We start from the raw sequence: 26,604 nt of genomic DNA, 5'->3' as shown, positions 1-26,604 counted from the left end.
TTCCTTACCTTGGGATAATAATGATTTCTGAGGATTTGTCCGAGGGTTTCGCACCGTGAACATCGGTTATTCGCCATACAGCCGTGCCACAGGCATCCAGGGCTCGAATGCGCCGCCCTCCACCCACGCCCTTGCACAAGCGATGTCCGGCGCGAAGTAGCGATCCTCGTGGTAGTGATCAACCCTGGAACGGATCAAGGCCATCACGTCGGCCAACGGTGGTGACGTGCGCAGGGGCGCGAGAAGGTCTATGCCTTGGGCCGCGCCCAGCAGTTCGATGGCCACCACCGCACTGCTGTTCCCGGCCATGTCCTGTAGACGCCGTGCAGCGAAGGTGGCCATGGACACATGGTCTTCCTGGTTCGCGGACGTGGGCAGGCTGTCGACCGACGCCGGGTGGGCCAGGGTCTTGTTCTCGGACGCCAGTGCAGCGGCCGTGACCTGGGCAATCATGAAGCCGGAGTTGAGCCCGCCTTCCTTGACCAGGAACGCTGGCAAACCGGACAGGGCGGGGTCTACCAATTGCGCGGTGCGGCGCTCGGACAGCGCGCCGATTTCCGAAATGGCCAGGGCCAATACGTCTGAGGCCATGGCCACCGGCTCGGCATGGAAGTTACCGCCCGACAGCACATCGCCTTCGGCGCTGAACACCAGGGGGTTGTCGGACACGGCGTTGGCTTCGCGCAGGAACACGCCGGCCGCAAACCGCAAGTGGTCCAGGCAGGCGCCCATCACTTGAGGTTGGCAACGTAGGGAATAGGGATCTTGAACGCGAGGGCATTCCCGGTGGGATTCACGGATGTCGCTACCTGCCAGCAGTGTGCGGTAGAACGCCGCCACATCGATCTGGCCGGGTTGGCCCCTTACCGCCTGGATACGCGCATCGAAGGGGACGTCCGAGCCTTTGAGCGCCTCAACGGTAAGGCTGCCTGCTACCACAGCAGCACTGAACAGGCGCTCGGCTGCAAACAGGCCACGCAGGGCCAGCGCTGTGGACACCTGTGTACCGTTGATGAGTGCCAGGCCTTCCTTGGGGCCCAGTTCCAACGGCACCAGCCCCGCGATGGCCAGGCCCTCGGTGGCGTCCATTTCCCGCCCTTGGTGGCGCACACGGCCCACACCGATCAACACCGCCGACAGGTGCGCCAGTGGTGCCAGGTCACCGGAGGCACCCACTGAACCCTGAGAGGGTACACAGGGGTACACGCCTGTGTTGTAGAGGGCGGTCAAGTGTTCGATCACCTGCCAGCGGATGCCCGAGAACCCTCGCGCCAAGGACGCTACCTTGAGGGCCAGCACTAGGCCAACAGTCGCGTCGTCCAGCAGTACCCCGGTGCCCGTGCAATGGCTGAGCAGCAAGTTGCGCTGCAGGCGCGCCAGGGAAGCTTCAGGGATGGAGGTGCGCGCCAGCAGCCCGAAACCGGTATTGATGCCATACACCGTGCGCTTGCTGGCAATGATCCGCGTGACCGTGGCGGCCGCCTCATCCACCGTGGCCCGAGCAGCCGGGTCCAGCTGGAAAGGGGCTTGGGTATGGTAGATGGCACGCAGTTGGGCCAGGTCGAACAGACCAGGCTGAATCAGCAAGGGCGCAGGCATGACAGGATGTCCCAGGGCATGAAGAATGCCTGTCATCTAAACCTGTATATACAGGTATGGCAAGTGCAGATTTTTATATCCCAGTCGCCGTCGGTTCCCGGTTTCCGCCTTTGGCTGCAACCTGTCCCACAGGGGGTAGCACACAACATAGCCTGTGTGAGTAGGAGGCCGGTCTTCCGACGCTAGCCCGCGAACAGATGCTCACAGGGTAGCGCCTGGTTCAACCTTGCCTGTCAGTGCAGCTTCAGCCTCGGCTCTGTACCACGGCCCAGCCGGCTGCCCAGCATGGCCATGGCCGTGCGGAACGGCCCATACAACGCCACTTGGTGCATGCGGTACAGGGAGACGTAGAACATCCGCGCCAGCCAGCCTTCCAGCATCACGCTACCGGTCAGGTTACCCATCAGGTTGCCTACTGCAGAGAAGCGTGACAGCGAGATCAGCGAGCCGTAGTCGGTGTAGCGGTATTCCGGCAGCGTGCCGCCTTCCAGCCGTTGCTTGATGGACTTCACCAGCAACGAGGCCTGCTGATGCGCAGCCTGTGCGCGGGGCGGCACATTACGGTCGCTGTCAGGTTGCGGGCAGGCCGCGCAATCCCCAAAGGCGAACACGTTATCGTCGCGCGTGGTCTGCAAGGTGGGGCGTACCTGCAACTGATTGATGCGGTTGGTTTCCAGCCCGTCGATGTTCGCCAAGAACCCCGGTGCGCGAATGCCTGCTGCCCACACCTTCAACCGTGCAGGAATGACTTTGCCATCGGCGGTCAGCAAGTTGTCGGCGGTCACTTCACTTACGGCTGCGCCGGTCAGCACCGTTACGCCCAGTTTTTCCAGGGTACGGTGCACGGGCTCGCTGATACGCTCCGGCAAGGCCGGCAATACACGGGGGCCGGCTTCAATCACAGTGATGCGCATGTTTTCCGGGCGAATGCGGCCCAGGCCATAGGCAGCCAGCTCGTGCGCAGCATGGTGCAGCTCGGCCGCCAGTTCCACGCCGGTCGCCCCTGCGCCCACGATGGCCACGGTGATTTCTTCCTGGTGAGACTCATCCTGGGCGTGAGCGCGCAAATAGGCATTGAGCAACTGCTGGTGGAAGCGCTCGGCCTGCTTGCGGGTGTCCAGGAACAGGCAATGCTCGGCAGCGCCTTTGGTACCAAAGTCGTTGGTGGTGCTGCCTACGGCGATGATCAGCGTGTCGTAGCTCAGCTCGCGCTCGGGCACCAGTTCCATGCCGCTTTCATCCTGGGTCGCTGCCAGGGTGATGCGCTGGTTGGCCCTGTCCAGCCCGCTCATGCGGCCCAGTTGGAACTCGAAGTGGTTCCACTTGGCCTGCGCCAGGTAATTCAGCTCGTCGCCCGAAGAGTTCAGCGACCCCGCCGCAACCTCATGCAGCAAGGGCTTCCAGATGTGGGTCAGGTTAGCGTCCACCAGCGTTACGTTGGCCTTGCCGCGCTTGCCATAGGTTTTACCCAGGCGGGTCGCCAGTTCCAGGCCGCCGGCGCCGCCGCCAACGATCACGATGCGATGTTTCATGGAGGTATCTCGTAGAGTTGAAAAATTCGGGAGCCAGGAGGGGGCGAGCGCAAGGCAGCTTCGAGCGCCTCTCCAGGGTGGGGCAAAATTCAGGTTGCGCGAGTAGACCACGCCACTGTGCAAAATGTTGCACAGGGCCAACGCTCATTCGTCTGCAAGCAGAGATTGAGGGCAGCAGGGTGGTGTCGAGGGTCGCCATAAGGAAAAACCGGCAGGTGTGCGCAATGCTTCAGTTGTAACACTATGGGGGAAAAGGTGCCATGGGCGTACGCTCAGAGCGTGATACCCACATCAAAAACAATACTGCGGCCCAAGTGGGCACGCAGAAAGTCCGGCGCGCTGGGGTGAGCGAACAGCACACGGGCAAAGTTGGGGCCTACCAACGAGAGCGAGCGCCAGCCTTGGCGCAAGTATTCGGTAGGGGGCGGGAAGTGGCTGTTAAGGTTGAGCACCTCACGCTTGAGGCTGGCAAAGGCCACCATGTCCAGCTCGCCCAGATTCAGCCCGCGCTCGCGGTAGTTATGGGCTTTCTTGCGCAGGGTGGGCCCTAGGCGGGCCAGCAGCTCCGGTGCCCGAATGCGCTTGGGACGCGCTTCCCGGCGTACCAGCTGGCTCAGGGAAAACGCGCTGCGGCGGCGTTGCAGCTCCTCGCGCCATTCGTCATTGAGGCGCCGGCCTTCATCCAGCACGAAGAACACTTCGAAATTGGCCTCGCGGAACCGCACGTCCGGCGGCTCCTGGCTCACAGGCAGGCATTCTTCAGGGCTGTGAGCGATGTTCAAGCCTTGTAGCAACCGCTGGCATACCCAGCGTTCACGCTCCCACTTGCGTGCATTGGAAAGCAGTGCGTTTGCCTGTTCGGCCTGGGTGGTCAGCAGGCTCAGGTAATCGGAATCGTCCATAACCATGCCTCGTAGGCGGCTTAGCCTATTGGTAACAGCCACCGCGCCCGACTACAACCCTTTGTGTCAGTGGTGGCTCGGTGGCAGGTCTCCAGAGAACAGCTCATCTTCGGATTCTTCACGGCCTGCGATCTTGTGCTCTTCGGAGGCCCAGGCCCCCAGGTCGATCAGCTTGCAACGATCGGAACAGAACGGGCGGTTAAGCGAAGCGGCGGTCCATTCCACGGGGGCGCCGCAGGTGGGGCAATTGACAACGGAAGGTTGGGTCATGAACGGGTTCCAGCTAAAGACAAGTAAACAAGGTGCAAGCGGTCCACCTGGGCGTGCAAGTGTTCCAAGGTGCCGTCGTTGAGAATCACATCATCGGCCAAGGCCGTGCGGTCTTCGCGACGGGCTTGCGCGGCCAGTATGGCCTCTATCTGGCCCTGGCTGCTACCGTCACGGCGCAAGGTACGCGCCATCTGCAGCTCTCGTGGCGCGTCGATCACCAGGAGGCGATTGGCCAGGCGATACTGCCCGGATTCGATCATCAGTGGGGACACAAACACGGCGTAGGCGGACGTGGCCGTGCGCAGGCGCTCAGCGATTTCCGTGGCGATCAGCGGGTGCAGCAGTTTTTCCACCCACAGCCGTTCGTTGCTGTCGGCAAAGATACGCGCCCTTAGTGCAGCGCGATCCAGGGTGCCATCGGCTTGGAGAATGGCAGGGCTAAAATGCTCCGCCAAGGCTGCCAGCGCTGGCCGGCCGGGCTCCACTACCCAGCGGGACGCCTGGTCCGCGTCTACCACTTCAAGGCCCAGCGCAGCAAAGCGCTCGGCTGCCGCGCTCTTGCCGCTGCCGATGCCTCCGGTCAGGCCCAGCACCCAAGGGTGATGCTCACGAGCCGTCATTGGCCGAACCCCGCGAATTGAAGGTAGGCCGCCGTGATCTGCTCCCCCCAGATCAAGGCCACCCAGCCTGCCACGGCCAGGTACGGGCCGAAGGGGATAGGCGTAGAAGTGTTGGCACCACGGGCACGAAGCATCAGCGTGCCCAGCACGGCACCCACCGCCGACGACAGCAGTATCGTCAATGGCAGCACCTGCCAACCGCCCCAGGCGCCGATCAGGGCCAGCAGCTTGAAGTCACCAAAGCCCATGCCTTCCTTGCGCGTGATCAACTTGAATAGCTGGAACACTATCCACAGGCTGAGATAACCGGCCACAGCGCCCCACAGTGCATCCGCTAGAGGCACGAACAGCCCCAGCGCATTAACGATCAGCCCCAGCCACAGCAGCGGCAGCACCAGCGTATCCGGGAGCAACTGGTGATCGATGTCGATCATGCTCATGGCCAACAGGCCCCAGGTCAGTACCAGCAGGGCAGCGGCCTGCCAGGTGGGGCCGAAATGCCAAGCGATAAAGGCCGACAGCAGCCCACTTGCCAGCTCCACCAACGGGTAACGCTTAGGAATGGCCGCCTTGCAGCTGGCACAGCGGCCCCGCAGCCACAGGTAGCTAAGCACCGGAATGTTTTCCACCGCACGAATCCCGTGGCCGCACTGGGGGCAGGCCGAGCGCGGCAGCATCAAGTTATACACAGGCCCCGGCGGCTCTGCCGGAAGGTTGAGGTACTCCCTGGCCTGGGCGCGCCAGTCGGCGTTCATCATCACAGGCAGGCGGTGGATCACCACATTGAGAAAGCTACCCACCATAAGGCCTAACAGCAGGGCGCAGAGGGTGGTGGCCAGTGGCGAACTGGCCAGAAGGTCGAAAGCGAGCATTTAAACCACAGAACCAAGCTGGAAGATGGGGAGGTACATGGCAATGACAAGCCCGCCGACGAGTACGCCGAGCACTGCCATGATCATAGGCTCCATAAGGGTGGTGAGGCTGGACACGGCATTGTCCACTTCTTCCTCGTAGTAGTTGGCAACCTTGCCCAGCATCTCATCCAGCGCACCGGACTCTTCCCCGATGGACGTCATCTGGATCGCCATGCTAGGGAACGTACCTGTGGCGCGCATGGACACGTTCAGCTGCATGCCGGTAGAGACATCCTGGCGCACCTGGTTGACCGCTGTACGGAACACCACGTTGCCCGTGGCACCCGCCACTGAGTCCAGGGCCTCTACCAGCGGCACACCCGCTGCAAAGGTGGTGGATAAGGTACGGGCGTAACGTGCCACCGAACTTTTATAAAGAATCTGCCCCACGATAGGCATCTTCAACAATAGGCGGTCGATGGTATCGCGAAACTTCACATTCTTTTTATAGGCACTGCGGAATACCAAGCCTACCCCAAACAACGCAGGCAAGATGATGTACCACCAGTTCTGCAACGCTTCAGACAGGTTGATCACCATCTGGGTAAACGCGGGAAGTTCAGCGCCAAAGCCCTGGAACACCTGCTGGAACTGCGGCACCACTTTTATCAACAGAATGGCGGACACAATACCGGCCACTACCAGTACCGCGATGGGGTAGGTCATGGCCTTCTTGATCTTGGCCTTGAGGGCTTCGGTCTTTTCCTTATAGGTGGCTACCCGGTCCAGCAGGGTTTCCAGTGCACCGGCCTGCTCACCGGCGTTCACCAAGTTGCAGTACAGGTCGTCGAAGTATTCAGGCTTCTTGCGCAATGAACTGGCGAAGCTGTTACCGGCCGCCACTTCGTTTTTAAGCTCCAGCACCAGTTCACGCATGCTGGGTTTGTCCACGCCTTCGGCAATGATGTCGAACGATTGCAACAGCGGAACACCGGCGCGCATCATGGTCGCCATTTGCCGGGTGAAGAAGGCAATGTCCAACGGCTTGATCTTTTTGCCACGGCTGAAAATGGACGTGGACTTCTTCTTCACCTTGCCCGGTACCACGCCTTGGCGGCGTAGCTGTGCCTTGACCAAGGCCGTGTTGAGGCTGGTGAGTTCGCCCTTGATGCGGTTGCCTTTGCGGTCCACGCCTTCCCAACTGAACACGCTGACCTTGGGTGCTTTTGCTGCCATGGTTTAGTCCTTGGTCACGCGGTTGACTTCTGCGAGGCTGGTGACCCCTTGCATGACCTTTGCCAACCCGGACTGGCGCAAATCGCTGAAGCCTTCGGCGCGCATCTGGGCGGCGATGTCGATGGAGTTGGCCGCTTCCATGATCAGCCGCTGCAGGGCCGGGGTGTTCTTCACCACTTCATAGATACCTTGCCGGCCTTTGTAACCACCATTGCACTGGTCGCAGCCTTTGGGTTCGTACACCTTGAAGGTGCCGATGCTGGCGGGCGGGAAGCCTTCTTCGATCAGGGCGTCACGGGGAATGTCCGCTTCGATCTTGCAGTTGGGGCACAGCTTGCGGGCCAGCCGCTGGGCGATGATCAGGTTCACCGACGTGGCGATGTTGAACCCGGCCACGCCCATGTTCTGCAAGCGCGTAAGGGTTTCTGCGGCACTGTTGGTGTGGAGGGTGGACAACACCAAGTGACCGGTCTGAGCCGCCTTAATGGCAATCTCGGCCGTTTCCAGGTCCCGGATTTCCCCCACCATGATCACGTCTGGGTCTTGGCGCAGGAAGGAACGCAAGGCCGAGGCAAAGTCCATGCCCTGGCGAGGGTTCACGTTTACCTGGTTGATGCCTTCCATGTTGATCTCTACCGGGTCCTCGGCCGTGGAAATATTGATGTCCACGGTGTTGAGGATATTAAGGCCCGTGTAGAGCGACACGGTTTTACCCGACCCCGTGGGGCCGGTGACCAGAATCATGCCTTGGGGCTGTGCCAGCGCCGCCAGGTACAGGGCCTTTTGGTTTTCTTCATACCCCAGGGCATCGATGCCCATCTGCGCGCTGGTGGGGTCCAGAATACGCATCACGATCTTTTCGCCCCACAGGGTGGGCAGGGTGTTTACCCGAAAATCGATGGCCTTGCTCTTGGAAATGCGCATCTTGATGCGCCCATCCTGGGGCTTGCGCCGCTCGGAAATGTCCAGGCTGGCCATTACCTTCAAGCGGGCAGCGATACGCCCAGCCAGGCTGATAGGCGGGCGTGCTACTTCGCGCAGCATACCATCCGTACGGAAACGCACGCGGTAGGCCCGCTCGTAGGGTTCGAAGTGAAGGTCTGACGAGCCACTGCGGATGGCATCCAGCAGCATCTTGTTCACGAAGCGCACCACCGGGGCATCGTCAGCATCCTGGCCAGGGGCGTCGTCACGCTTGTCGTCACCGGACTCAATGTCCAGGCCATCCAGGTCCACGTCTGCCAGGTCTTCCAGGCCTGTGGTGCTTTCGAAGAACCTTTCGATAGCGTCGCTGAGCTTATCGTCTTCTACCAAAATGGCTTCGGCATTCAGGCCGGTGTTGAACTGAATGTCGGTGATGGCCTGCTGGTTGGTCGGGTCCGACAGGGCAATAAACAGCTTGTTGCCCCGGCGCCACAAGGGCAGGGCACGGTGCTGGCGCACCAGGCGTTCATTGACCACACCTTGGGGAAAAGCCTCTTTATCCACCGCGGAGATATCCAGCACCGCCATGCCGAACTGATCCGCCGCCAGCTCCGCAATGTCACGCCCGCGCACCAGCTTCGTCTGCACCAGGTAATGCACCAGCGGGATCTTGTTCTGCTGGGCCTGCTGAAACGCCTGCTGCGCGTTTTTCTCGTTCAGCAGCTCTGCAATGACCAACTGCTTGGCCAGGCCGGTGAGGGCAATGTCGTTCATGGGTGGCGGAACTCCTTCGGTCGCTCGTTTATAGCCTAGTCGACCCTCAGGTGCCAAATGCACAGGATAAAGTGACAAAAAACGTCACTAAACGACGATGAAAGGGTAGGGGCTAAATGATGGCCAAGTGGGTTTGAAGGTAGAAATGCTGTGATATGGGCGGTTGGCATGGTGGTTGCTGGTAGGGAAACAGGCCACCAGGCTTCTCGCATTAGGAGAACGAGTATGAAGAACCAGAAGGGTTTTACCCTTATTGAATTGATGATCGTGGTTGCGATTATCGGTATTTTGGCGGCGATTGCGATTCCGGCTTATTCGAAGTATCAGGCGCGGGCGAAGGTTTCGGCGGGGCTTGCTGAAATATCAGCGTTGAAAACAAACTTTGAAGACCTGCTTAATAACGGTGCGACTACAGCGGATGCTGCAGCTTTGGGAGCAGCTGCAAGCAGCGCAAACTGCGCTTACACAATCACATTTAGCCAAACAGGTAGCCTAGTCTGCGCCCTTCAAAGCGCTCCGGCTCTTGTTGCGGGTGGTACCATCACCCTTAACCGTACTGCAACAGCCGGCTGGACTTGTGCTACCAATGCCAGTATTCCTACAGAACTTAAGCCAAAGGGCTGCACTTAAGTCAAGGGGCTGGACCTGATTTAGTGATAGGAAATGCTCAAGGCCCACTTCAGGGCCTTGAATTTTTACAGGGAGCGTATCCGTGAAAGGTACACAAGGATTTACCTTGATCGAGTTGATGATTGTAGTAGCCATCATCAGCATCCTTGCCGCTATCGCAATCCCGGCTTACAGCAGCTATCAAGCTCGGGCCAAAGTAACAGCAGGTGTAGCAGAATCATCCGCGTTGAAAGCTAGCTTCCAGGATCGCTTGGACAGTGGGGCCAACGTTACTTCACCTGATGAAATCGGCGGCTAATTCAGCACGGCAAATTGCAGCACTCTGGTTACAAGAGGCACCGCCTCGACTGGACAAGGCACGATTGTCTGCACAATCACCAACGCCCCTGCCTCTGTGCAGGGCCAAACCATTACCTGGACCCGTGACGCCACGCCAGCCTGGACCTGTGCTACCACAGCTCTTAATACCTACGCTCCAAAGTCCTGCCCAGGCGCCTAAAAATCCATTTACGACAAGGGCTTGCCCGCCTGCCAAAGCGGTGATAGCGTAAACCCCCGAAACACGCCGGTGTAGCTCAGTCGGTAGAGCAGCGCACTCGTAACGCGAAGGTCGCAGGTTCGATTCCTGTCTCCGGCACCACAGATTAGTTTCTAAAGGTCCATGACTGTCTACAAAACGCCCTCATAATAGAGCTCGCCTAATGCGGGCTTTGCTGTTTTTGTCTGCCGCGTTTTGTCCCTAGGCCTTTACTACGGCCAGGGATATCTCGGTACCACAAGGACGCGTACCACCAAGTTGTCCGCACTAAACGTTTTCGAAAAATTCCCCTGCAACCCGATCTCGAACCGGTCGCCTTGGGCATCGGTATCGAAATCCTTCAGGTAGGTACGGTGGTTCGCCGTGTCATATACCACCTTCAAAGTGCCGTCGGTGCCGTCACCCAGCCCGGTATAGCCCAGCGCCGACACGTCGATCTTGTCCTGCTTGGTATCGAAATTTACGATCAGGTCATTACGGCCGCGCAGGCTGTCGCTCTTGTCTGTGTAGAGAAAGGTATCTACCCCCGCACCGGCCGTTAGCAAGTCATTCCCGCCATTGCCAATGAACACGCCACCGTCGCTGCCCGCAGTGAAGATGTTGTGGTAGCCGTCGCCAGTGAGTGTCGCGGTGGCGCGGTCGAATGTTGGGTTGCCGGCGAAGATGAAGCGGTCCACATCCTGCAAGCTTTCCACGCCGTAGCGGTCGGTGTTGTTGGAGTAAACTACGAAGCGGTTGCCCTCCGAGTCGGCCTCGAACGACTGCGCCACCATCTTCCCGAGCGCTTCGTCGAAGGCGTAGTTCAAGGTGCCATTGTAGCCGTCGCCCAACCCGGTAAAGCCCAGGCGGGAGACATCCAGCACGCTGCTACCGACGTGAAAGAAACGCACCTCATCAATGCTGGAGGTGCCGGCCGCATCGTTGACGAAGCTGTCCGTCACTTTGTCGAACTGAAACGTTGTATCCCAGCCGGGATAGTAAGTGTCTGCTCCTGCACCTCCGGTAATGGTGCTGGCATACTTGGGCGCGCCGATGAAGTCATCGCCATCAGTGCCGGTGACATGCCACTCCTTCTCGCTGCTGTCGTAGGGGAACTCCTCATTGGGCGCCATCGTATACATGAGCGCGAAGTTGCCGGTGTTGATTGCCGTGTGGTCCCCGGCCAGGCGTACTTCAAAAGCGTTGCCGTTGGCATCTTTGTCCAGCGAATACACGTAGGTAATGTTTTCATCGGCGTTGTAGCGCACTGCCAAGTCGCCGTTGCGGCCATCGCCTACTCGCTCCAGCCCCAAGGCGGTGAGGTCGAGCACATCTTTGCTGTCGTTGAAGTTCTCGATCAGGTCGGAATGCGAGCCCGAGGCGTTGTAGTAGCTGTCGGACAATGCGGTGTAAATGAACTGGCTGGGTATAAGCCCGAAGTGGAATGGGTGCGAAACCAGCGTGTCGGCGCCTGCTCCGCCAATGTAGATGTCAGAGCCGCCTACCCCATCGAGCTTATCGTCGCCCGCGCCGCTGATCATGACGTCGCGCTTCTCGGTGCCGGTAATGGTGTCGTCACCGTCGGTGCCGATAAAGGTAATGTAGGTAGGGCGGTTGATCTGCTTGATATCGTCGTCGTTCGCAGTAGGCATGGCAGGGCTCTCTGAGCTATAGAAAGTGGCCGGGAGCGACTGCCAAGCATGCGAATTGCCGGAAGGTTCGCGTGCTGCTGCTAAAGCAGTATATGCCCATGGAAAGGGCATTAAGTTCCCTTTGGAATGCTCAACTGACCCTGGGCATTGAGCTGATGCTTGGCTTGCTAAAAAACCACCGAATCGGCACTCGTTAACCCCGGCTTCTGCAAAGTGCGTTTATTACAAATCCGCAAGTTTCTTTCGCCAGACACTTACGACAGGCCGCAACCGAATCATTGCGCAGAGTACATTCAACGGATATGCGAAGCCTCAGCGTGTGGTTTCCAACGCCTTTCGTATTTCTTGAACTACTCGCTTTTCGATACCTGCCTCATCCTCTCCAGTGGAGTGAGCTGCACAGCATACGGCGGAGCCACCAACGGTACACCGATAGACTGCAATAGCGCTTCCTGGCCCCAGTCCGGTATGGCCAGCCAACATCAGGTCACCTTTGATTTCCCCTCGCATCAGCCCGAGTGCGTAACCAGGTGCTAGCCAAGGCCGGCCTGCTATCGGGCCACCCAGTATTCGTGTCGCCTGCATTTCCTGAAGCAGATTGTCGGGCAGGAGGCCTCCAGCGAGCACGCCATCCAGCAGCCGGGCAGCCTCTGAGACAGGACCAATCAGCAATCCGTGGTAGACCCAGCCGGGGTCGTAATTCAGCGAACTACCGGGGGATTTCCCATTGAGTTCAGCCCGCTCCGTTGCCAAGCGAGCCGTTGCGATGTCGAGCGGACTCAGGACTTGCTGCCTTATAGCGTCTGCGAGCGGCAGATCGGCGGCACGCTCGATGATTTGGGCTACCAGCATGAAACCAACATTCGAGTACCGCCAACCTGTTCCGGGGGTGTATCGGAGTCGGTGCCCCTCCAGGCGCCTCATCATTTCGCCTGCGGGCCATGCGGACTCATGATTGGTGACAGCAGCGTGGTACTCGGGGAGTTCACCATAGTCTGCAAGGCCCGCCTCGTGACGCAGCAGTTGGCGCAGCGTAAAAACACCTTCGGGAAGCGAAGCATCCAAGTCGAGCCGACCGTCGCGCACCAGTGTAAGGGCAGTCACGGCTAACACGGTTTTCGTGAAACTCCACCAGGGCACGAGGGGTTCGGCTGGCAAGGATGGCGTTATAGGTCGACCGTCGATAAGGGTAGAGATCAGCATTGGGTACTCACGCAGGAATGACAGGTCAGTGTGGAGAGGGGCGACAACGTACCCATTACCGCCTCACAAGCTCCAACCTGATTTTTTTATGTGGGGTTTCTACGTGGACGTCTATATGCCTGACAGCCATTCATATTAAAGCGCTGGGTTGCAGGTCTCACATCCTAAAGATTCTGATAGCGCCGCTCAAAATCACGGGCCAGTTGCTCAAGCGTGATGCTTCCCAAACGGTTGATGAGCAAAGCCTGCGCCTCGTCGAACACGTCGGTGAGCGCAGCGTTCACCGCTTGTTCAACCGGGCATTGTGGGTGGTCGGTCGACAAGCCAATGGCGAAAATCGAAGAAGAGCCCAATGCATGGTGAATGTCCAGCAACGTCATATCCGCTAGCGGTTTAGCCAATGTCCAGCCGCCCCGGTGCCCCTTTTCTGAACGCACGTAACCCTTATCCTTGAGCAGCGCCATGGTGCGCCGGACCACTACCGGATTGGTACCAAGCATTTGCGCGATGGTGTCAGAGGTTGAGGGTTGATCGTGGCGCGCCATATGGATCAAGACGTGGAGCATGCGTGATAGCCGCGTGTCATTTCTCATGTAGATCGGTTTCCTGAATTACTGGATGCGAGTATCGCTCGCCACAGTAAAAGTTACGAGACTATTGACAGTCCAATATCTCGTAACTTACGTTGTATCTAGACTTGTCCAAGGGTGAAAATTCAGGGGGGCTGATCCATGGTGTATGACGTGATTATCGTAGGCGGGAGCTATTCCGGTATTTCTGCAGGCTTGCAACTGGCACGGGCGCGCCGCCAGGTTTTAGTCATAGACGGAGGACGGCGACGCAACCGATTTGCCAACCACTCACATGGGTTTCTGGGCCAAGACGGCCGTGATCCTGGCACGATAGCCAGTGAAGCACGGACACAACTGTTGGCGTACCCAACGGTGACGTGGGTGTCCCAATCTGCTATCCAGGCGAGTACAAGCCCCTCCGGCTTTACGGTTAGTGTCGAGCGCGGGGAACAATTCACAGCGCGGCGTTTGGTCCTGGCCACCGGCGTGGTGGATGAGCTGCCTGACATTCCCGGAGTGTTCGAGCGATGGGGCCAGCAAGTGTTTCATTGTCCGTATTGCCACGGATATGAACTGGATGGCGGACACATCGGGGTATTGGCGGCATCCCCTTTGGCTATCCATCACGCTCTTATGCTGCCCGACTGGGGCCCCACCACGCTTTTGCTCAATAGGGTGTTCGAGCCAGATGCCGAGCAACTGGCCAGCCTGGCCGCGCGTGGGGTTACGGTAATTGATGAGCCAGTCTTGTCGGTCAGCGGAGAACAAGCCGATGTAACCCTCGCCAGCGGCCAAGTCATCACATTTGCAGGGTTGTTTACTCAGCCTAAAACCTACATGAGTAGCCCATTGGCAGAGCAATTGGGCTGTGAATTTGAAGCAGGGCCAACGGGTGAATTTATCAAGGTCGATGCGATGCGTGAAACCAGCGTCAAGGGAGTGTTTGCCTGCGGTGATGCCGCCATAGGCGCAGGCAATGTCGCCATCGCCGTGGGAGAGGGCGCACGCACTGGCGGCGCGGCACATCAGTCGCTGATGTTTCGCTGAACTCGGGGAGCAATGGGCAGGAGCAACCTAAAGAAGCTGAGGATCAACTCACCCGGGCAATACGCCATAGAAGATAATCGGCTTGACTGGTGTCGGAACGAAGGTATGCCACCTGATAGCCTAATGAGACAACACTCGCCTCTGCTCTACAGAAAAGGAAGCTTCATGTTCGAGCGCAACAAGCTGGTTCCAGAGTTGATGGTTACAGACTTAGATGCCAGTTTGAATTTTTGGGTAGTTTGCCTCGGTTTCGAAGTGGCTTATCAGCGTCCAGAAGACGGATTTGCCTACCTTGATTTGAATGGTGCTCAAGTGATGCTGGAGAAGGTAAACCCGGACGCAGGTCAGTGGCTCGCCGCGCCTTTGAGCAAGCCGTTTGGGAGAGGGAGCAACCTCCAGATTGATGTTATCGCTGTCGCGCCTATTATCCAGAAGCTTGGCCAGGCTGGGTATGCGCTCTACCGAGGCTGCTCAGACACCTGGTATCGAGCTGATGATGTAGAAGTCGGCCAACGAGAATTCATCGTTCAAGATCCCGATGGGTATCTCATCAGATTGGTCGAACGCTTGGGTGAGAGGCGCATTTCTTCACGGTGATAAACCGCTTTTGATCAGTAGCTGCGCTAGGTGGGTGACTGCTGATGGTAGTAGGCCGAAATCGGCCCAGGCTGTGTGAAAATTTTTTTGGACGCCGGGTCACTCGAAAATTTTTCTCAAAACCGCGTCTCTAGCCAAATTCAAATATGCTCACCCGTTACTTAGTCTCGGATTTCGCGTCGGAACGCGTATGTGGTTTTTCAGTTGGCGTTTTCACAAAGCCTGGCCCCATGGAGAACGATACCAATAGGTAGAACTTAGCCACTCCCCATGCAGGCGAGTGTGAGATCGACATGAAACAGGGTAAGGTCCTGTCCCGGAAATCGACGGGCATTCATAGGGAAGTACATGCGGATCTGCATCACAGGTGCATCTTGTGCGGGTGTAACTACGTTGGGACAGAATCTTGCTGTGCAGCTCGGGTTACGGCACGCGGATGTGGATGACTATTTCTGGATACCCACAGACCCTCCGTTTACGACCAAGCGGCCTGTCAGCGAGCGCGTCCCATTAATCCAGCAAGCACTGGGCGAGGATAACTGGATACTAACGGGTTCATGTATGGGCTGGGGTGATGCGCTACTGGCTCAACTTGATTTGATAGTGCTTGTTGTGACCGATACATCTGTACGTCTTGAACGGCTAGCGGCGCGTGAGAAGGCTCGATTTGGAGATCGTATAGCCCGTGGTGGGGACATGCATGAAATACACACGGGCTTCATGGAGTGGGCATCACAGTATGATAATCCTACCTTTTCAGGGCGCAACCGAGCTTGGCACGAGCAATGGCTATCTAGGCAAACGTCTCCAGCCATGCGAATTGACGGGACAATAAGCATTGAAAGCATGACATTGGACGTCATTCGGGCGTTGTCGTAAGCCTGCACTAGCATACAACCCAGGTATCGGCAGCGCTTCTTGCAACCCTGGCGACCGGGAACCGGTTTGCGCGGTGTTCGTCGGCGGCGCGGCGATGCCGGTGCGAGTTCGATTGTTCGTGGATTTCTTGTTAGAACATCATCGGATTAGTCAGTGGCTCCCGTGAAAGCCTTCAGGCGCGACGAAACCGGCTGTGAAAAATGGAGACATATTCATGGCCAATATCTCTGCACAAGTGGTGAAGGAGGCAGAAGCCCGTATGCAAGCGCGACTCGTAGTTTGAGGGCCTACTTGCCATATGGGTTTGTCCAATTCAACACTTCATTGCAGGTGCACTGATGTTTGACATGAACGCCAAGTGTAGTAGCCACTGCGGGCGACGCCCAGCACAGCAAACAGGGCTTTGATCGAGAAATGCGGCGTCTGCGCCTGTATGAAGGCGTACTTCACTTGAAGTGCCTGACAAAGTACGCGGCGGCCTTTTTTTACGATGGCCAGCTCCTCCGCCTGCTTAGCCAACTGCCGCTTGAGCCGTGCATTCTCGTCGGCAAGCGATTGCTCGCGCTCGGTACTGTCCTTGGCCTGATGCTTCTTGTTTTTCCAGCCGTAGAGCTACGACGCATGCAGCCCGAGCTACTCAGCAGCCTGTTTGACGCCGGCCCGGTCAGCCAAGGCCAGCGCTTCATCTTTGTAGGTTTGAGAATGACGAGTACGGGTGTGTTTCATCGTGTTTGCTTGGCTTGCCATGGTTCACCTCGTTGCAGTGTATCGCTTAACGGGGTGTCCACTGGAAGTGGGCAAGATCAGGCCCTCTAAAAGGCGTAGTAAATCGCAGCCAGGCTCTGAAAAATTCTATTACGTGGCCGAGTACCTGACCCGATCAGAAACATTGTTTTGCCGCAGTACCTGTTCTACACGAAGCGAAGAAATGGGTTGGCCAAAGAGGTAGCCCTGGGCAAGGTCACAGCCATGCGTAGCCAGCCAGTCCGCTACCTGGTCATGCTCCACGCCTTCGGCGGTCACCTGCATGCTCAAGCTTTTGCCCAAAGCCAGAATAGCCTTGACCATCTCATTCTGGTTTTCCGACGCACAGTCCAGGAACGACCGGTCGATCTTGATCTTATCGATGGACAATTGGGTCAGGTGATACAGCCCTGAGTAGCCGGTACCAAAGTCATCCAGGGCCACACTGACACCCATGGCGCGAAGTGCTTCAAGGTTGACCCGAGCACTGTCCACGTTGGCTACCAACATGCTTTCCGTGACTTCAATCTCCAGCCGTGTCAAAGGAAACCTGCCTTCAGCGGCAAGGTGCTCAAGCCATTGTGGAAACTCGGGATCTTCGATCATGCAGGAGGACACATTAATAGCCAGCATCAGTGTATTAGGCCACACGCGGGCATGAGCGAAAGCCTGTAGCAACAAGCTTTGTGTCAACGCTTTGATCAGTTCAAGCTGCTCGGCAAGGGCGATGAAGGTCAGTGGCATGATCATCCCGCGTGTGGGGTGTGGCCAACGGGCCAAGATTTCAAACCCTGCCAGGTATTGTTCCGGCAGTTTTACGATGGGTTGATAGAACGGCTGAATCCGATCGTCTTTGATCGCTTGCCGCAGTTCCTCCTCGAACAGCGCCTGTTCACGTTGCTCAGCTTCAAAACTGGCTTCGAAGAAATGAAAGACTGAACGCCCGCTGCGTTTACCACGGTACATGGCACGGTCTGCACGCTGCAACAACGTATCAGGGGTCAGCCCGTCCCCTGGTGCTATAGCGATGCCCAAGGTGGCACCAAGCGAAATACTTGGCCATTGCGCGACAGGCTTGGAAATACGCTTGAGCACGTCTTCAGCCAAAAGAGACAGCTCGGCACGGCCAAAATGGCCGGTGACGGCTACGGCAAACTCGTCGCCACCTAGCCTGGCCAAGGAAGCCTGCCAGCCATGGGTGGCCTCTCGCAATCGCTCAGCGACAGCACAGATGGCCGCATCTCCGGCTGCATGGCCATGGTTGTCATTGATACCTTTGAAATGGTCAAGGTCGATCAGGAACACTGCTGTGGGCTGCTGTTGTGCAAGAAGATCCATCAGCTGCTCATTGAACACGCGACGATTAAGCAACCCGGAAAGAGAATCGTAGCGAGCCAGGGCTTCGCTGTGCGTTTGGGCGCTGAGCACATCAAGATAGCTACGTCTAAGACGCTGAAGGAGCCGGTGCAGCAAAATGACAGGAACCACCATGGACAGGAGTGCAAAACCTGCAGCGGTGAGTACAAACCGCCAGCGTTCTGCAGTTTCGAAATCCCCATCATAGGGTAAACCCAATAGCGCCATGGCAGCGCCTTCAAGCTTGAACTCCCACAACACTGATACGATAAACAGAGATAGCAGGTAGATCGCCAAAATGGGATAAAGGCGTCGACGAAAACGCTGTGAGGAGGGCGCATCAGGCATGACAGCAGGCTCGTAACCGTTAGGCTTTGACGGTTATCGGCTTGAGAGGCAGGAAGCTTTAAAGTGTGCACGCCAGATATTCATGGAATTGATTTAAAGCCATGCAAAACTTTCAAGCGTTGGGCTGCCTGGGTTAGTTAGCCTGGCCCTGACCTAATGTCAGGGCTATTGGAACAAGGCGTTTTCCTTGGCTGGAATGCCATGAACACACTACGGTTGGAAAGTTTTCAAATCATTTCGCCGATAATCAGTTACCCAAGCGTGCCGTCAGCGCATTCAATTGCCCAGACAAATCATGCAAGCGGCCACTGGCCTGTTCGGTGCCTTGCACGTGCTGCTGATTGGCCACGCCGATGGTGGTGATCTCCGTGAGGTTGCGGGAAATGTCCTCGGCCACGGCGGTCTGCTCGGCGGCAGCGGTCGCGATCTGCTGGTTCATGCCGCGGATCGATTCAATGGCAGCGGTGATGCGGCTCAGCATGGTGCCGGTCTGGCCCACATGCTCGGCGCTTCGTTCGCTGCTCTGCCGGCCACTTTCTATAGCACGGGCAGCATCGTTGGTACCCAGCTGTACGGCATCGATGATCTGGTTGATCTCGGTGATGGACGACGACGTACGTTGTGCCAGGCTACGCACTTCATCAGCGACCACCGCAAAGCCTCGGCCAGCCTCGCCTGCACGGGCGGCTTCGATAGCGGCGTTGAGGGCCAGCAGGTTGGTCTGCTCGGCAATGCCGCGAATCACTTCCAGCACCTTGCCCACCCGGCCGCTGTCGTTTTCCAGCTTGCGAATCACGGTAGAGGTGGTGTCGATCTCGCCTCGCATCTGGTTGATGGCGTTGATGGTGGCTTGCATCACTTCACCACCGCGCTGGGCGGACTGGTCGGCCTCTTCGGCGGCGTGGGCGGCTTCCTGTGCATGGTTGGCCACTTCCTGCGCCGTGGCGGACATTTCGTGCATGGCCGTGGCTACTTGGTCCGTGCGGCTGAATTGTTCTTCAGTGCCCTTGGCCATTTGCCGGGCAATCTGGTGCAGGGCAGAGCTGGCCCCGTCCAGTTCAGTCGCGTTGCGCTTGAGGCGTGTAAAGGTTTCGTCCAGGAAGTCGCGCAGCGTATTGGCGGCAGTGGCCAGCTGGCCCAGCTCGTCCTGCCGGTCATTGTGCACACGGTCCTTGAACTTGCCCTGGCTCAAGTCAGCCACATAGGCGATCAGGCGGGTCACCGGTTCCACCAGGCGGCGGCTTACCAGCCAGAGGCTCAGCACGGCCACCAACACCGCCGAAGCGATCATCACCGCCAAGCCAAGCCAGAGCGCGCGTTCGGCGGTACTGCTGATGGCTGCAGCCTGGGTGTCAGCGTCGGTGGAGATATCCTTGGCCAATTGGCTAAGCTGTTCAGTGGTAGCCCGGTCAACGCCCTGTACGGCACGGTCGCCGGCCACAGGGTCGCCATCGGCGGCGGTGAAGGCATCACGGCCTTTGCTATAGGCTGCAAGCAACGCCTGGTGGCTGTCCCTCAGTTGTGTGGCACGTTGCTTGAAGTCAGGTGTCAGCCCAGGCTCAGCGATCAGTTGGCCAAGCAGGCCTTGCACGGCGCGGTGACGGTCCTCAAACTGCCCCCAGTATTTGGAAGCATCGGCCGGTTGCTTGCCACGCAGCAATACGTTTTTCCATTCCTGTACTTGCACTTTAAATTGCAGGTTGGCGTCTTCGACCAGTTGGGAAGCATGGACAGGGCCATCGACCAAGGCACGGTAGTCATGTACGCCTCGGGCCAGAAACTGGAAACAACCAAGGGCGATCAGCAGGATCGCCAATAGGCTGCCGCCGATGAGCAGTAGCATTTGCGCCTTAAGGGAGGTCTTTAACGACATGGAGAATTCTCAATCAAAACGTGGCGGTTTGCGTTATCCAGACCCTCCCTGTCCGTCGTCTAACTCATCGGCTGTGAAACAGCGGGCTTGAATGGCGAGACGACCTTTCGTCTATCTTTTCAAAGAAAAAAGGCCGCCGGCCGAAAACGCCCTTTACGGATGTTTTGAACGAACAAGCGAACGGCTCACCGCAATGATGTCTAAGTGACATCATTTTCACCGTATTCGGAGGTTTTAATGCTCAGGCCAGTATTCGAGCAACCCTTTGTAGCAGTAGGGTGTGCACAGTGCCGTGCCCTGGAAACGCTCGATTTCCAGTTCACCATGGCCTTCCAGCCTATCGTCCACGTGCCCAGTGGCCGGCCCTTTGCCTATGAGGCGCTGGTGCGTGGGGTAAACGGAGAGGGGGCGGCCGACATTCTGGCCAAGGTGAATGATGCCAACCTTTACCGCTTTGACCAGGCCTGCCGAGTGAAGGCTATCGAACTGGCCGCCGGGCTAGGTTTGGCGCGCCTGCCTGACTGCAAGCTGAGCATCAATTTCTACCCCAATGCCGTGTACCGTGCAGAAACCTGTATCCGCGCTACCGTGGAAGCCTCGCGCCGGTTCGACTTTCCTTTGGACAGGCTGATGTTCGAAGTGATGGAAGGGGAGCGGGTGGAAGACCCGGTACACCTGCAATCGATCTTTGCTGAATATGCCCGGCAGGGGTTTACCACGGCCATCGATGATTTCGGGTCGGGCTATTCGGGGCTGAACCTGTTGGCAACGTTCCAGCCCCACGTGATCAAGCTGGACATGGTGCTTACCCGCAACATCGATGACGACCGGGTTCGCCAGGCCATTGTGGCGGGCATCGTGCTGGTGGCGCGTGAACTGAATATCCAGATCGTAGCTGAAGGCGTCGAAACCCAGGCCGAGCGCGATGCCTTGCTCAGCTTGGGGATTGAACTGATGCAGGGTTACCTGTTTGCCAAGCCGGAGGTGGAGGGCCTGCCGTTGGCCGGCGTGTAATTCAAAAGTTAGCCGGCGTGTTGGCGCTGATGATTTCGGCCTCGTCCTGGCCAATGTTCTTGAAGCTATGGGGCAGGGTGGTGGAGAAGTAGTAGCCGTCGCCCGGTTGCAAAATGCTCACCTCGCCATTGAGGGTCAGCTCGATGGTGCCTCGGGTCACCAGCCCGCACTCTTCGCCCACCGGGTGGACAATAGGTTCACCACTGTCTGCTCCAGGCGCGTATAGCTCGCGCAACATCCGCATATTCCTGTTCTTGACAGTAGCGCCCACCAGCAGCAAGCGCAGGCCATGGCGGCCCAGGTCCGGCTGCAGGGCAGCGCGGAAGACATGGGCATTTTCCACAGGCGCTTCATCAGCGGTGAAAAAGTCTGCCAAGGACATGGGAATGCCCTCTAGCAGCTTTTTCAACGAGCTTACCGAAGGGCTTACGCGGTTCTGCTCGATCAGCGAGATAGTCGCGTTGGTCACACCGCTGCGCCTGGCCAGCTCTCGCTGGGACAACTGGTGACGTTCACGCACCATTTTCAGTCGTGGCCCGATATCCATAGCACCCTTATCGATAAGAAGGTAAATGCGGCCCTGGCCGCTGGCAGGCTTATGTGTAGCGGCTCAGGTTACAGGCTCAGGCGCATGGACAGGTCGATGGCTTTCACGTCCTTGGTGAGGGTGCCGATGGAAATAAAGTCCACACCCGTTTCAGCAACGCTACGCAGGGTACTGTCATTGATGCCGCCACTGGCCTCAAGTTTGGCCTGGCCCGCTGTTAGCCGCACTGCCTCGCGCATGTCATCCGGGCTTAGTTCATCAAGCATGATGATATCCGCACCCCCGGCTAACGCTTGCTTGAGCTCGTCCAGGCTTTCCACTTCCACTTCCACGGGCTTGCCTGGGGCAATGCGACGTGCGGCTTCGATGGCGGCGGCAATGCCCCCACAGGCGGCAATGTGGTTCTCCTTTATCAGGAAAGCGTCATACAGCCCGATCCGGTGGTTGTAGCAACCTCCGCAGGTGATCGCGTATTTTTGCGCCAGGCGCAGCCCAGGCACTGTTTTGCGAGTGTCCAGCAGGCGTACGCTGGTATGCGCGACCTGGTCGGCATAATGCCTTGCCCGCGTGGCCACGCCAGACAGCAACTGCAGGAAGTTGAGCGCTGACCGTTCCCCTGTGAGCAGCGAACGAGCAGGCCCTTCCACGCTGAACAGCGTTTGGCCAGGCTCGGCACGCGCACCCTCTGCCACGTGCCAATGCACGGCTACACGCGGGTCTAGCTGGCGGAATACCGCATCGACCCACGCACTGCCCGCCACCACACAGGCTTCACGGGTGATCACGGTCGCGCGCGCCAGGCGCTCGGCTGGTATCAGCTGGGCGGTAATGTCGCCGGTACCAACGTCTTCAAGCAATGCACGGCGCACATTGGCTTCGATTTCCGTGGCCAGGCCAGCGGTCTGTACAGGGGGCATGGGCAGCTCCGTAGGCGAATTCGGGGGCGATTATAGGGCAGTGCCCGGTGGCTGCGTAGCCCGTGTGTGACGGGGTTGGCAATCCGTGATTTTTAGCGCTGGCTGGGAGCTTTTCCCATTTCGCAAGGTCTATGCACCATTGGAGCCCGTGCGATTTTTTGCGTCACGCAGGCATTAGCGATAAGGTTCACGATTGGCCCTGCCAGCGTTTGACGCCACTCTTACGGCACGTCATGCTCGGCCGCTGCCGAGCGTCCAACCCAAATCCTCAGGAGCACGTCATGTCCACAGATGGCAAAGTGGTACCTCTCAAGGTGCCTGCCGACCCGGCTTCATCAGCCCCGTTGGCCCGCCTGCCTGTGGTACTCCTGCAGGTGCGCGACAAAGCGGCTCAGCAACTCAAAGAGGGCCTGCAAGCGTTGTTTGATAACGCTGACGACACCCTGTTTGAAATGGCAGACAAGGCTCAGAACAACGTTGACCAGAATACGTTTTTCGAAGCCATGCGAGACCTTCGCCTCAAGCGCAAAAGTATTGAACGTGGGTTCCTGGAAAAATTCTACGAATCGTTCGTACGTATCGGCCAGTACGACGTGGCCGATACCAGCGCCATGGCCGTCACTTACGACAAGCTCGCCCTGGTTCCTCATGATGAACTGGAGCGCACTGTGGCGCTGGACGCCATGGTCGGCAAGGTCATGGCCCGTGACGGCCTGGCGCTCGGCCAGTTGACTACCCGCCTTAATACGCTGGTGCCGCGCAAGCTCAATGACGATACCAACCCCCTTGGGCCGGCAATGCTGTGCGAGTTCTTCTTGCAAGCCGGGCGCACCTTGGGCGTGGAAATCAAGGTCAAGCTGATCATCCTCAAGCTGTTCGACAAGTATGTACTCAGCGATACGGACCACCTTTATGCCGATGCCAACCACCTGTTGATCGCCACTGGCATCCTGCCTGAGCTGAAGGCCGCGCCTAGCCGACGTGCCGAGGACCGCACGGCCACCGGCCGAAAGCGGGAAGAACTGAGCCAGAGTGCTGCGGTGCTGCAGCAACCTTCGGCGCAAGCGCCTCTGGATGAAGGCGTACGTGAAGTGTTTTCTGCGTTGCAGGAACTACTGCGCACCGTGCGCGGCACCGTGGCGCCCAAGCTGGAACACTCTGTCGAAGCCCAGCCTATTTCGACTAACGATCTGCTAAGGCTATTGTCGCACTTGCAGCAATACGTGCCGACTCACCCCACCAGCCACGAAGACTATGACTTGCGTTACCAGCTTGAACAGCTGCTGACGCGGGTCAGCGTAAAAAGCGGCAAATTCCGTGTCGTTGGGGGTGTAGACGAAGACGTGATCAACCTGGTTGCCATGTTGTTCGAGTTCATCCTGGACGACCGCAACCTGCCGGACTCCCTTAAAGTATTGATCGGCCGACTGCAGATCCCTATGCTGAAAATGGCCGTGCTGGACAAGAGTTTCTTCAGCCGGGGCACACACCCGGCTCGTCGGCTGCTCAATGAAATCGCCAGCGCGGCCATGGGCTGGAGCAACCGCGGCGAGTCCGAGCGTGATGCACTGCATGCACGTATCGAGCAGATCGTTCAGCGCTTGCTCAATGACTTTGTGGACGATCCTGCGCTGTTCTCTGAACTGCTGGTGGATTTCCTGGCGTTTACAGGAGAGGAGCGCCGTCGCAGCGAGCTGTTGGAGCAGCGTACTCGGGATGCGGAAGAGGGGCGTGCGCGTGCGGAGATGGCGCGTGCCCAAGTGCAGTATGAGCTGAACCGCCGTCTAGTAGGCAAGACGTTGCCACACGTAGTAGTGCGCCTGCTGGAAGAGGCTTGGAGCAAGTTTCTGCTGCTGACCTGGCTCAAGCATGGGGCGCATTCAGATGAGTGGAGGGCTGGCCTTGAAACCATGGACCAGCTTATCTGGAGCGTGGCGCCCCACGATGACTCACAAAGCCGCCTGCGGTTGCTTGAGTTGGTACCAGGCTTGCTCAAGTCGTTGCGCGAGGGGCTGACCAGCTCGGCCTTCGACCCGTTTGCAACCAGCCAGTTTTTCAGCCAGTTGGAGAGCCTCCATGTGCAGGCCTTCCAGCGCGAATCCTTGGGCGCCAGCCTGCCAGACCCTGCCAACGACCCTGGCATGGTCCAAGTACTAGACGAAATCGTATTGGCCGGCAGCGAACCGCCTTCGGCACGTGAGGCCGCGCCACGCCTGCCTGAAGGCGACCCTTCTTTGCAACAGGTCGACCGCCTGCGCCCTGGCATGTGGGTGGAGTTGGAAGAAGACAGCGAAACCCGCCTTCGCTGTAAGCTTACGGCCATCATCGAAAGCACGGGCAAGTACGTATTCGTGAACCGCACGGGCATGAAGGTGCTGGAGAAGTCTCGCATGGGGTTGGCCGCAGAGTTCCAGCAAGGCAGCATTCGCATTCTGGATGACAACCTGCTGTTCGACCGTGCCCTGGATGCCGTGGTAGGCAAACTGCGCCAGCTCAAGGCGTGATGTGTCGACGCTGCGCAGGCTGACGGAACAAGGCATACTGCGCCCTTGATCGACGCTTCACAAGGAACCCCTATGCACCTTGATGAGGTCCGCCTGGATCCCGTCTCCGGCTGGTGCCATGGCGTGCGCCATTGCCCTTCGCCCAACTTCAACACGCGCCCTGGTGATGACGTTTCACTGCTGGTGATCCATAACATCAGCCTGCCACCGGGCGAGTTCGGGACAGGCAAAGTGGTGGAATTCTTCCAGAACCGCCTGGACCCTGCCGAGCATCCCTATTTCCAGAGCATTTCTAGCCTAACGGTGTCTGCCCACTTCATGATCGAACGAGAAGGCGACATCATTCAGTTCGTGTCCTGCAGGGATCGCGCCTGGCATGCCGGGGTGTCAACGTTTGAGGGGCGGGCCGGTTGCAACGACTTTTCTATTGGCATCGAGCTTGAGGGAACGGACGACCTGCCCTATACAGAGGCGCAATACCGTAGCCTGGCCCGGCTGGCTGAACAGCTTCAAAGCCTGTATCCCGCCATCGGCCCCTCAACGGTTCAGGGGCATTGCCACATCGCTCCAGGCCGCAAAACCGACCCTGGGCCGGCCTTTGACTGGGACCGTTTCCGTTCCACCCTCGCACCCGGCAAGGAGGGCAATGCGTGAGTTTTCTGGTGCTGTTGGCCGTTGTATGGATCGAAAAATTTTCAGCCTGGCGCTTGCGCATTCAGCGCGACCGCTGGTTTTTGAACGCCTTGCACGCGCGTGAAACCCAAGCTAGGTTCTCAAGCCAGCCTTGGCTGCTGTTGGTTTTGCTGATCGGCCTGCCTGTGATGGGAGTGGCCGTGGTGCTGTGGCTGCTGGCGACGGTCGCTTATGGTTGGCTGGCCCTGCCAGTGCACCTGCTGGTATTGCTGTACAGCCTGGGCAGGGGTGAACCCAAGGTGGCCATGGGGCCCTTGCGCGATGCCTGGCGCCGAGGTGATGCCTCGGCAGCAGCGCATGTGGCGGCAAGGGACCTGGGCATCGCCGCAGACAGCCCTGCCGCGCTTACAGAGCAGGTTCAGGGCTGGCTGCTATGGCAGGCTTTCCAGAGCTTCTTTGCTGTCGTGTTCTGGTACAGCCTGCTTGGCCCTGCGCTGGCCTTGGCGTATCGCTTGCTTGCCATTACTGCCGAGCACAGTCAGCACCCTGGGGTGAGGGAGCAGGCTCGTGGGCTTCGCCATGCCTTGAACTGGTTGCCTGCGCGCTTGCTGGGGGCCAGCTTTGCACTGGTGGGAAACTTCGTGGCGGTGTGCAGGTGGATGCTGCATGAGCTGCTGGACTGGCAGGGCAGTGCGGCACGTTTTGTTGCCCACACCGGGTGCCTCGCTACGGACCTGCCGGCATCGGCCAGCGACACGGCGCCTGTAGCAGGCATCGATGCGCTGTGGGCCCTGCTGCAACGGGCGGCTGTGCTGTGGTATGCCCTGTTCGCCGTGTGGGCGCTGCTGTATTAACGCCTG

General features: G+C 58.4%; 23 protein-coding genes, 1 tRNA gene and 4 pseudogenes. 11 read left to right on the top strand and 17 right to left on the bottom strand.

The window, feature by feature from the left end:
• Positions 1-66 precede the first annotated feature (66 nt).
• From hutH to pilB, 8 genes are all read right to left on the bottom strand, one after another.
• Positions 67-1,599 (bottom strand): histidine ammonia-lyase, encoded by a 1,533-nt coding sequence (hutH, locus tag ACSAMW_RS11150; protein WP_500590391.1) that lies wholly within the window; start codon positions 1,597-1,599, stop codon positions 67-69.
• A gap of 233 nt (positions 1,600-1,832) precedes the next feature.
• Positions 1,833-3,131 carry an NAD(P)/FAD-dependent oxidoreductase gene (locus tag ACSAMW_RS11145; RefSeq protein WP_500590390.1) on the bottom strand — a complete coding sequence of 433 codons (1,299 nt, stop codon included), beginning with the start codon at positions 3,129-3,131 and terminating at the stop codon, positions 1,833-1,835.
• A 272-nt stretch (positions 3,132-3,403) separates the two neighbouring features.
• A complete protein-coding gene (locus tag ACSAMW_RS11140; RefSeq protein ID WP_500590389.1) occupies positions 3,404-4,033 on the bottom strand; it encodes a DUF1780 domain-containing protein in 630 nt (209 codons plus the stop codon).
• A gap of 66 nt (positions 4,034-4,099) precedes the next feature.
• Positions 4,100-4,303 carry a DNA gyrase inhibitor YacG gene (gene yacG, locus ACSAMW_RS11135; protein WP_168084036.1) on the bottom strand — a complete coding sequence of 68 codons (204 nt, stop codon included), beginning with the start codon at positions 4,301-4,303 and terminating at the stop codon, positions 4,100-4,102.
• A complete protein-coding gene (gene coaE / locus ACSAMW_RS11130) occupies positions 4,300-4,923 on the bottom strand; it encodes a dephospho-CoA kinase (protein ID WP_500590388.1) in 624 nt (207 codons plus the stop codon). Before coaE ends, yacG begins: the two co-directional genes overlap by 4 nt.
• Entirely contained in the window at positions 4,920-5,795 is an 876-nt protein-coding gene (locus ACSAMW_RS11125; protein WP_500590387.1) for a prepilin peptidase, read from the bottom strand. The genes coaE and ACSAMW_RS11125 overlap by 4 nt, the downstream gene beginning before the upstream one ends.
• Positions 5,796-7,013, bottom strand: coding sequence for a type II secretion system F family protein (locus ACSAMW_RS11120; protein WP_500590386.1), 1,218 nt, complete (start codon positions 7,011-7,013; stop codon positions 5,796-5,798). It lies immediately after the preceding gene.
• 3 nt (positions 7,014-7,016) lie between these two features.
• Positions 7,017-8,711 (bottom strand): type IV-A pilus assembly ATPase PilB, encoded by a 1,695-nt coding sequence (gene pilB / locus ACSAMW_RS11115; RefSeq protein ID WP_500590385.1) that lies wholly within the window; start codon positions 8,709-8,711, stop codon positions 7,017-7,019.
• Between the two features lie 225 nt (positions 8,712-8,936).
• Between pilB and ACSAMW_RS11110 the strand changes: the two genes are divergently transcribed.
• From ACSAMW_RS11110 to ACSAMW_RS11100, 3 genes and pseudogenes are all read left to right on the top strand, one after another.
• Entirely contained in the window at positions 8,937-9,341 is a 405-nt protein-coding gene (locus ACSAMW_RS11110; RefSeq protein ID WP_500590384.1) for a pilin, read from the top strand.
• 82 nt (positions 9,342-9,423) lie between these two features.
• Positions 9,424-9,840, top strand: a pseudogene (locus ACSAMW_RS11105) (pilin).
• A 65-nt stretch (positions 9,841-9,905) separates the two neighbouring features.
• Positions 9,906-9,981, top strand: a tRNA-Thr gene (locus tag ACSAMW_RS11100).
• Between the two features lie 110 nt (positions 9,982-10,091).
• Here ACSAMW_RS11100 and ACSAMW_RS11095 read toward each other — a convergent pair.
• From ACSAMW_RS11095 to ACSAMW_RS11085, 3 genes are all read right to left on the bottom strand, one after another.
• Positions 10,092-11,510 (bottom strand): M10 family metallopeptidase C-terminal domain-containing protein, encoded by a 1,419-nt coding sequence (locus ACSAMW_RS11095; RefSeq protein WP_500590383.1) that lies wholly within the window; start codon positions 11,508-11,510, stop codon positions 10,092-10,094.
• A gap of 312 nt (positions 11,511-11,822) precedes the next feature.
• The gene (locus tag ACSAMW_RS11090) at positions 11,823-12,713 is read right to left on the bottom strand and encodes a serine hydrolase domain-containing protein (RefSeq protein WP_500590382.1); all 891 of its coding nucleotides are present in this window, start codon (positions 12,711-12,713) and stop codon (positions 11,823-11,825) included.
• A 164-nt stretch (positions 12,714-12,877) separates the two neighbouring features.
• Positions 12,878-13,306 carry an Rrf2 family transcriptional regulator gene (locus ACSAMW_RS11085; protein ID WP_500590381.1) on the bottom strand — a complete coding sequence of 143 codons (429 nt, stop codon included), beginning with the start codon at positions 13,304-13,306 and terminating at the stop codon, positions 12,878-12,880.
• Between the two features lie 138 nt (positions 13,307-13,444).
• Between ACSAMW_RS11085 and ACSAMW_RS11080 the strand changes: the two genes are divergently transcribed.
• From ACSAMW_RS11080 to ACSAMW_RS11065, 4 genes and pseudogenes are all read left to right on the top strand, one after another.
• Entirely contained in the window at positions 13,445-14,332 is an 888-nt protein-coding gene (locus ACSAMW_RS11080) for an NAD(P)/FAD-dependent oxidoreductase (RefSeq protein ID WP_500590380.1), read from the top strand.
• Positions 14,333-14,497: 165 nt separating this feature from the next.
• Positions 14,498-14,929 (top strand): bleomycin resistance protein, encoded by a 432-nt coding sequence (locus ACSAMW_RS11075; RefSeq protein ID WP_500590379.1) that lies wholly within the window; start codon positions 14,498-14,500, stop codon positions 14,927-14,929.
• Positions 14,930-15,277: 348 nt separating this feature from the next.
• Positions 15,278-15,808 carry an AAA family ATPase gene (locus ACSAMW_RS11070; protein ID WP_500590378.1) on the top strand — a complete coding sequence of 177 codons (531 nt, stop codon included), beginning with the start codon at positions 15,278-15,280 and terminating at the stop codon, positions 15,806-15,808.
• 43 nt (positions 15,809-15,851) lie between these two features.
• Positions 15,852-15,974, top strand: a pseudogene (locus ACSAMW_RS11065) (LysR family transcriptional regulator); the annotation flags it as partial.
• A 181-nt stretch (positions 15,975-16,155) separates the two neighbouring features.
• Here the strand turns inward: ACSAMW_RS11065 and ACSAMW_RS11060 are convergent.
• The 4 genes and pseudogenes from ACSAMW_RS11060 to ACSAMW_RS11045 form a co-directional block, all read right to left on the bottom strand.
• Positions 16,156-16,555: pseudogene (locus ACSAMW_RS11060) on the bottom strand (transposase); the annotation flags it as partial.
• 108 nt (positions 16,556-16,663) lie between these two features.
• Positions 16,664-18,256: a putative bifunctional diguanylate cyclase/phosphodiesterase gene (locus ACSAMW_RS11055; protein WP_500590377.1), complete on the bottom strand. Its 1,593-nt coding sequence runs from the start codon at positions 18,254-18,256 to the stop codon at positions 16,664-16,666.
• Between the two features lie 247 nt (positions 18,257-18,503).
• Positions 18,504-19,208: a methyl-accepting chemotaxis protein gene (locus tag ACSAMW_RS11050; protein WP_420708474.1), complete on the bottom strand. Its 705-nt coding sequence runs from the start codon at positions 19,206-19,208 to the stop codon at positions 18,504-18,506.
• Positions 19,209-19,436: 228 nt separating this feature from the next.
• Positions 19,437-19,547 (bottom strand): annotated as a pseudogene (locus ACSAMW_RS11045) (hypothetical protein); the annotation flags it as partial.
• An 819-nt stretch (positions 19,548-20,366) separates the two neighbouring features.
• On the opposite strand from ACSAMW_RS11045, the gene ACSAMW_RS11040 reads away from it, so the two are divergent.
• The gene (locus ACSAMW_RS11040) at positions 20,367-21,143 is read left to right on the top strand and encodes an EAL domain-containing protein (RefSeq protein ID WP_500590376.1); all 777 of its coding nucleotides are present in this window, start codon (positions 20,367-20,369) and stop codon (positions 21,141-21,143) included.
• A 1-nt stretch (position 21,144) separates the two neighbouring features.
• On the opposite strand, the gene ACSAMW_RS11035 is transcribed toward ACSAMW_RS11040, so the two are convergent.
• Positions 21,145-21,690 carry a cupin domain-containing protein gene (locus ACSAMW_RS11035; RefSeq protein WP_168084012.1) on the bottom strand — a complete coding sequence of 182 codons (546 nt, stop codon included), beginning with the start codon at positions 21,688-21,690 and terminating at the stop codon, positions 21,145-21,147.
• Between the two features lie 68 nt (positions 21,691-21,758).
• Positions 21,759-22,607 (bottom strand): carboxylating nicotinate-nucleotide diphosphorylase, encoded by an 849-nt coding sequence (nadC, locus tag ACSAMW_RS11030; RefSeq protein ID WP_500590375.1) that lies wholly within the window; start codon positions 22,605-22,607, stop codon positions 21,759-21,761.
• A 281-nt stretch (positions 22,608-22,888) separates the two neighbouring features.
• On the opposite strand from nadC, the gene ACSAMW_RS11025 reads away from it, so the two are divergent.
• The 3 genes from ACSAMW_RS11025 to ampE all read left to right on the top strand — a co-directional run bounded on the left by ACSAMW_RS11025 (position 22,889) and on the right by ampE (position 26,598).
• Positions 22,889-25,111, top strand: coding sequence for a DUF1631 domain-containing protein (locus ACSAMW_RS11025; protein ID WP_500590374.1), 2,223 nt, complete (start codon positions 22,889-22,891; stop codon positions 25,109-25,111).
• A gap of 72 nt (positions 25,112-25,183) precedes the next feature.
• Positions 25,184-25,765 carry a 1,6-anhydro-N-acetylmuramyl-L-alanine amidase AmpD gene (gene ampD / locus ACSAMW_RS11020; RefSeq protein WP_500590373.1) on the top strand — a complete coding sequence of 194 codons (582 nt, stop codon included), beginning with the start codon at positions 25,184-25,186 and terminating at the stop codon, positions 25,763-25,765.
• Positions 25,762-26,598, top strand: coding sequence for a regulatory signaling modulator protein AmpE (gene ampE / locus ACSAMW_RS11015; RefSeq protein ID WP_500590372.1), 837 nt, complete (start codon positions 25,762-25,764; stop codon positions 26,596-26,598). The genes ampD and ampE overlap by 4 nt, the downstream gene beginning before the upstream one ends.
• Positions 26,599-26,604 lie beyond the last annotated feature (6 nt).

The sequence above is a fragment of the Pseudomonas sp. AB39(2026) genome (assembly GCF_059831485.1).
The sequence above is the reverse complement of the archived record's forward strand: the minus strand, read 5'-3'. Positions and strand labels throughout refer to the sequence as shown.

Coding starts and splice junctions, on each gene's coding strand:
- ampD (WP_500590373.1), top strand. CDS start 25,184: ATGCACCTTGATGAGGTCCGCCTGGATCCCGTCTCCGGCTGGTGCCAT.
- ACSAMW_RS11035 (WP_168084012.1), bottom strand. CDS start 21,690: ATGGATATCGGGCCACGACTGAAAATGGTGCGTGAACGTCACCAGTTG.
- yacG (WP_168084036.1), bottom strand. CDS start 4,303: ATGACCCAACCTTCCGTTGTCAATTGCCCCACCTGCGGCGCCCCCGTG.
- nadC (WP_500590375.1), bottom strand. CDS start 22,607: ATGCCCCCTGTACAGACCGCTGGCCTGGCCACGGAAATCGAAGCCAAT.
- ACSAMW_RS11080 (WP_500590380.1), top strand. CDS start 13,445: ATGGTGTATGACGTGATTATCGTAGGCGGGAGCTATTCCGGTATTTCT.
- ACSAMW_RS11070 (WP_500590378.1), top strand. CDS start 15,278: ATGCGGATCTGCATCACAGGTGCATCTTGTGCGGGTGTAACTACGTTG.
- coaE (WP_500590388.1), bottom strand. CDS start 4,923: ATGACGGCTCGTGAGCATCACCCTTGGGTGCTGGGCCTGACCGGAGGC.
- ACSAMW_RS11140 (WP_500590389.1), bottom strand. CDS start 4,033: ATGGACGATTCCGATTACCTGAGCCTGCTGACCACCCAGGCCGAACAG.
- ACSAMW_RS11085 (WP_500590381.1), bottom strand. CDS start 13,306: ATGAGAAATGACACGCGGCTATCACGCATGCTCCACGTCTTGATCCAT.
- ACSAMW_RS11040 (WP_500590376.1), top strand. CDS start 20,367: ATGCTCAGGCCAGTATTCGAGCAACCCTTTGTAGCAGTAGGGTGTGCA.
- ACSAMW_RS11055 (WP_500590377.1), bottom strand. CDS start 18,256: ATGCCTGATGCGCCCTCCTCACAGCGTTTTCGTCGACGCCTTTATCCC.
- ACSAMW_RS11095 (WP_500590383.1), bottom strand. CDS start 11,510: ATGCCTACTGCGAACGACGACGATATCAAGCAGATCAACCGCCCTACC.
- ACSAMW_RS11120 (WP_500590386.1), bottom strand. CDS start 7,013: ATGGCAGCAAAAGCACCCAAGGTCAGCGTGTTCAGTTGGGAAGGCGTG.
- ACSAMW_RS11025 (WP_500590374.1), top strand. CDS start 22,889: ATGTCCACAGATGGCAAAGTGGTACCTCTCAAGGTGCCTGCCGACCCG.
- ACSAMW_RS11075 (WP_500590379.1), top strand. CDS start 14,498: ATGTTCGAGCGCAACAAGCTGGTTCCAGAGTTGATGGTTACAGACTTA.
- ACSAMW_RS11050 (WP_420708474.1), bottom strand. CDS start 19,208: ATGTCCGCCACGGCGCAGGAAGTGGCCAACCATGCACAGGAAGCCGCC.
- ACSAMW_RS11145 (WP_500590390.1), bottom strand. CDS start 3,131: ATGAAACATCGCATCGTGATCGTTGGCGGCGGCGCCGGCGGCCTGGAA.
- ACSAMW_RS11090 (WP_500590382.1), bottom strand. CDS start 12,713: ATGCTGATCTCTACCCTTATCGACGGTCGACCTATAACGCCATCCTTG.
- ACSAMW_RS11110 (WP_500590384.1), top strand. CDS start 8,937: ATGAAGAACCAGAAGGGTTTTACCCTTATTGAATTGATGATCGTGGTT.
- hutH (WP_500590391.1), bottom strand. CDS start 1,599: ATGCCTGCGCCCTTGCTGATTCAGCCTGGTCTGTTCGACCTGGCCCAA.
- pilB (WP_500590385.1), bottom strand. CDS start 8,711: ATGAACGACATTGCCCTCACCGGCCTGGCCAAGCAGTTGGTCATTGCA.
- ACSAMW_RS11125 (WP_500590387.1), bottom strand. CDS start 5,795: ATGCTCGCTTTCGACCTTCTGGCCAGTTCGCCACTGGCCACCACCCTC.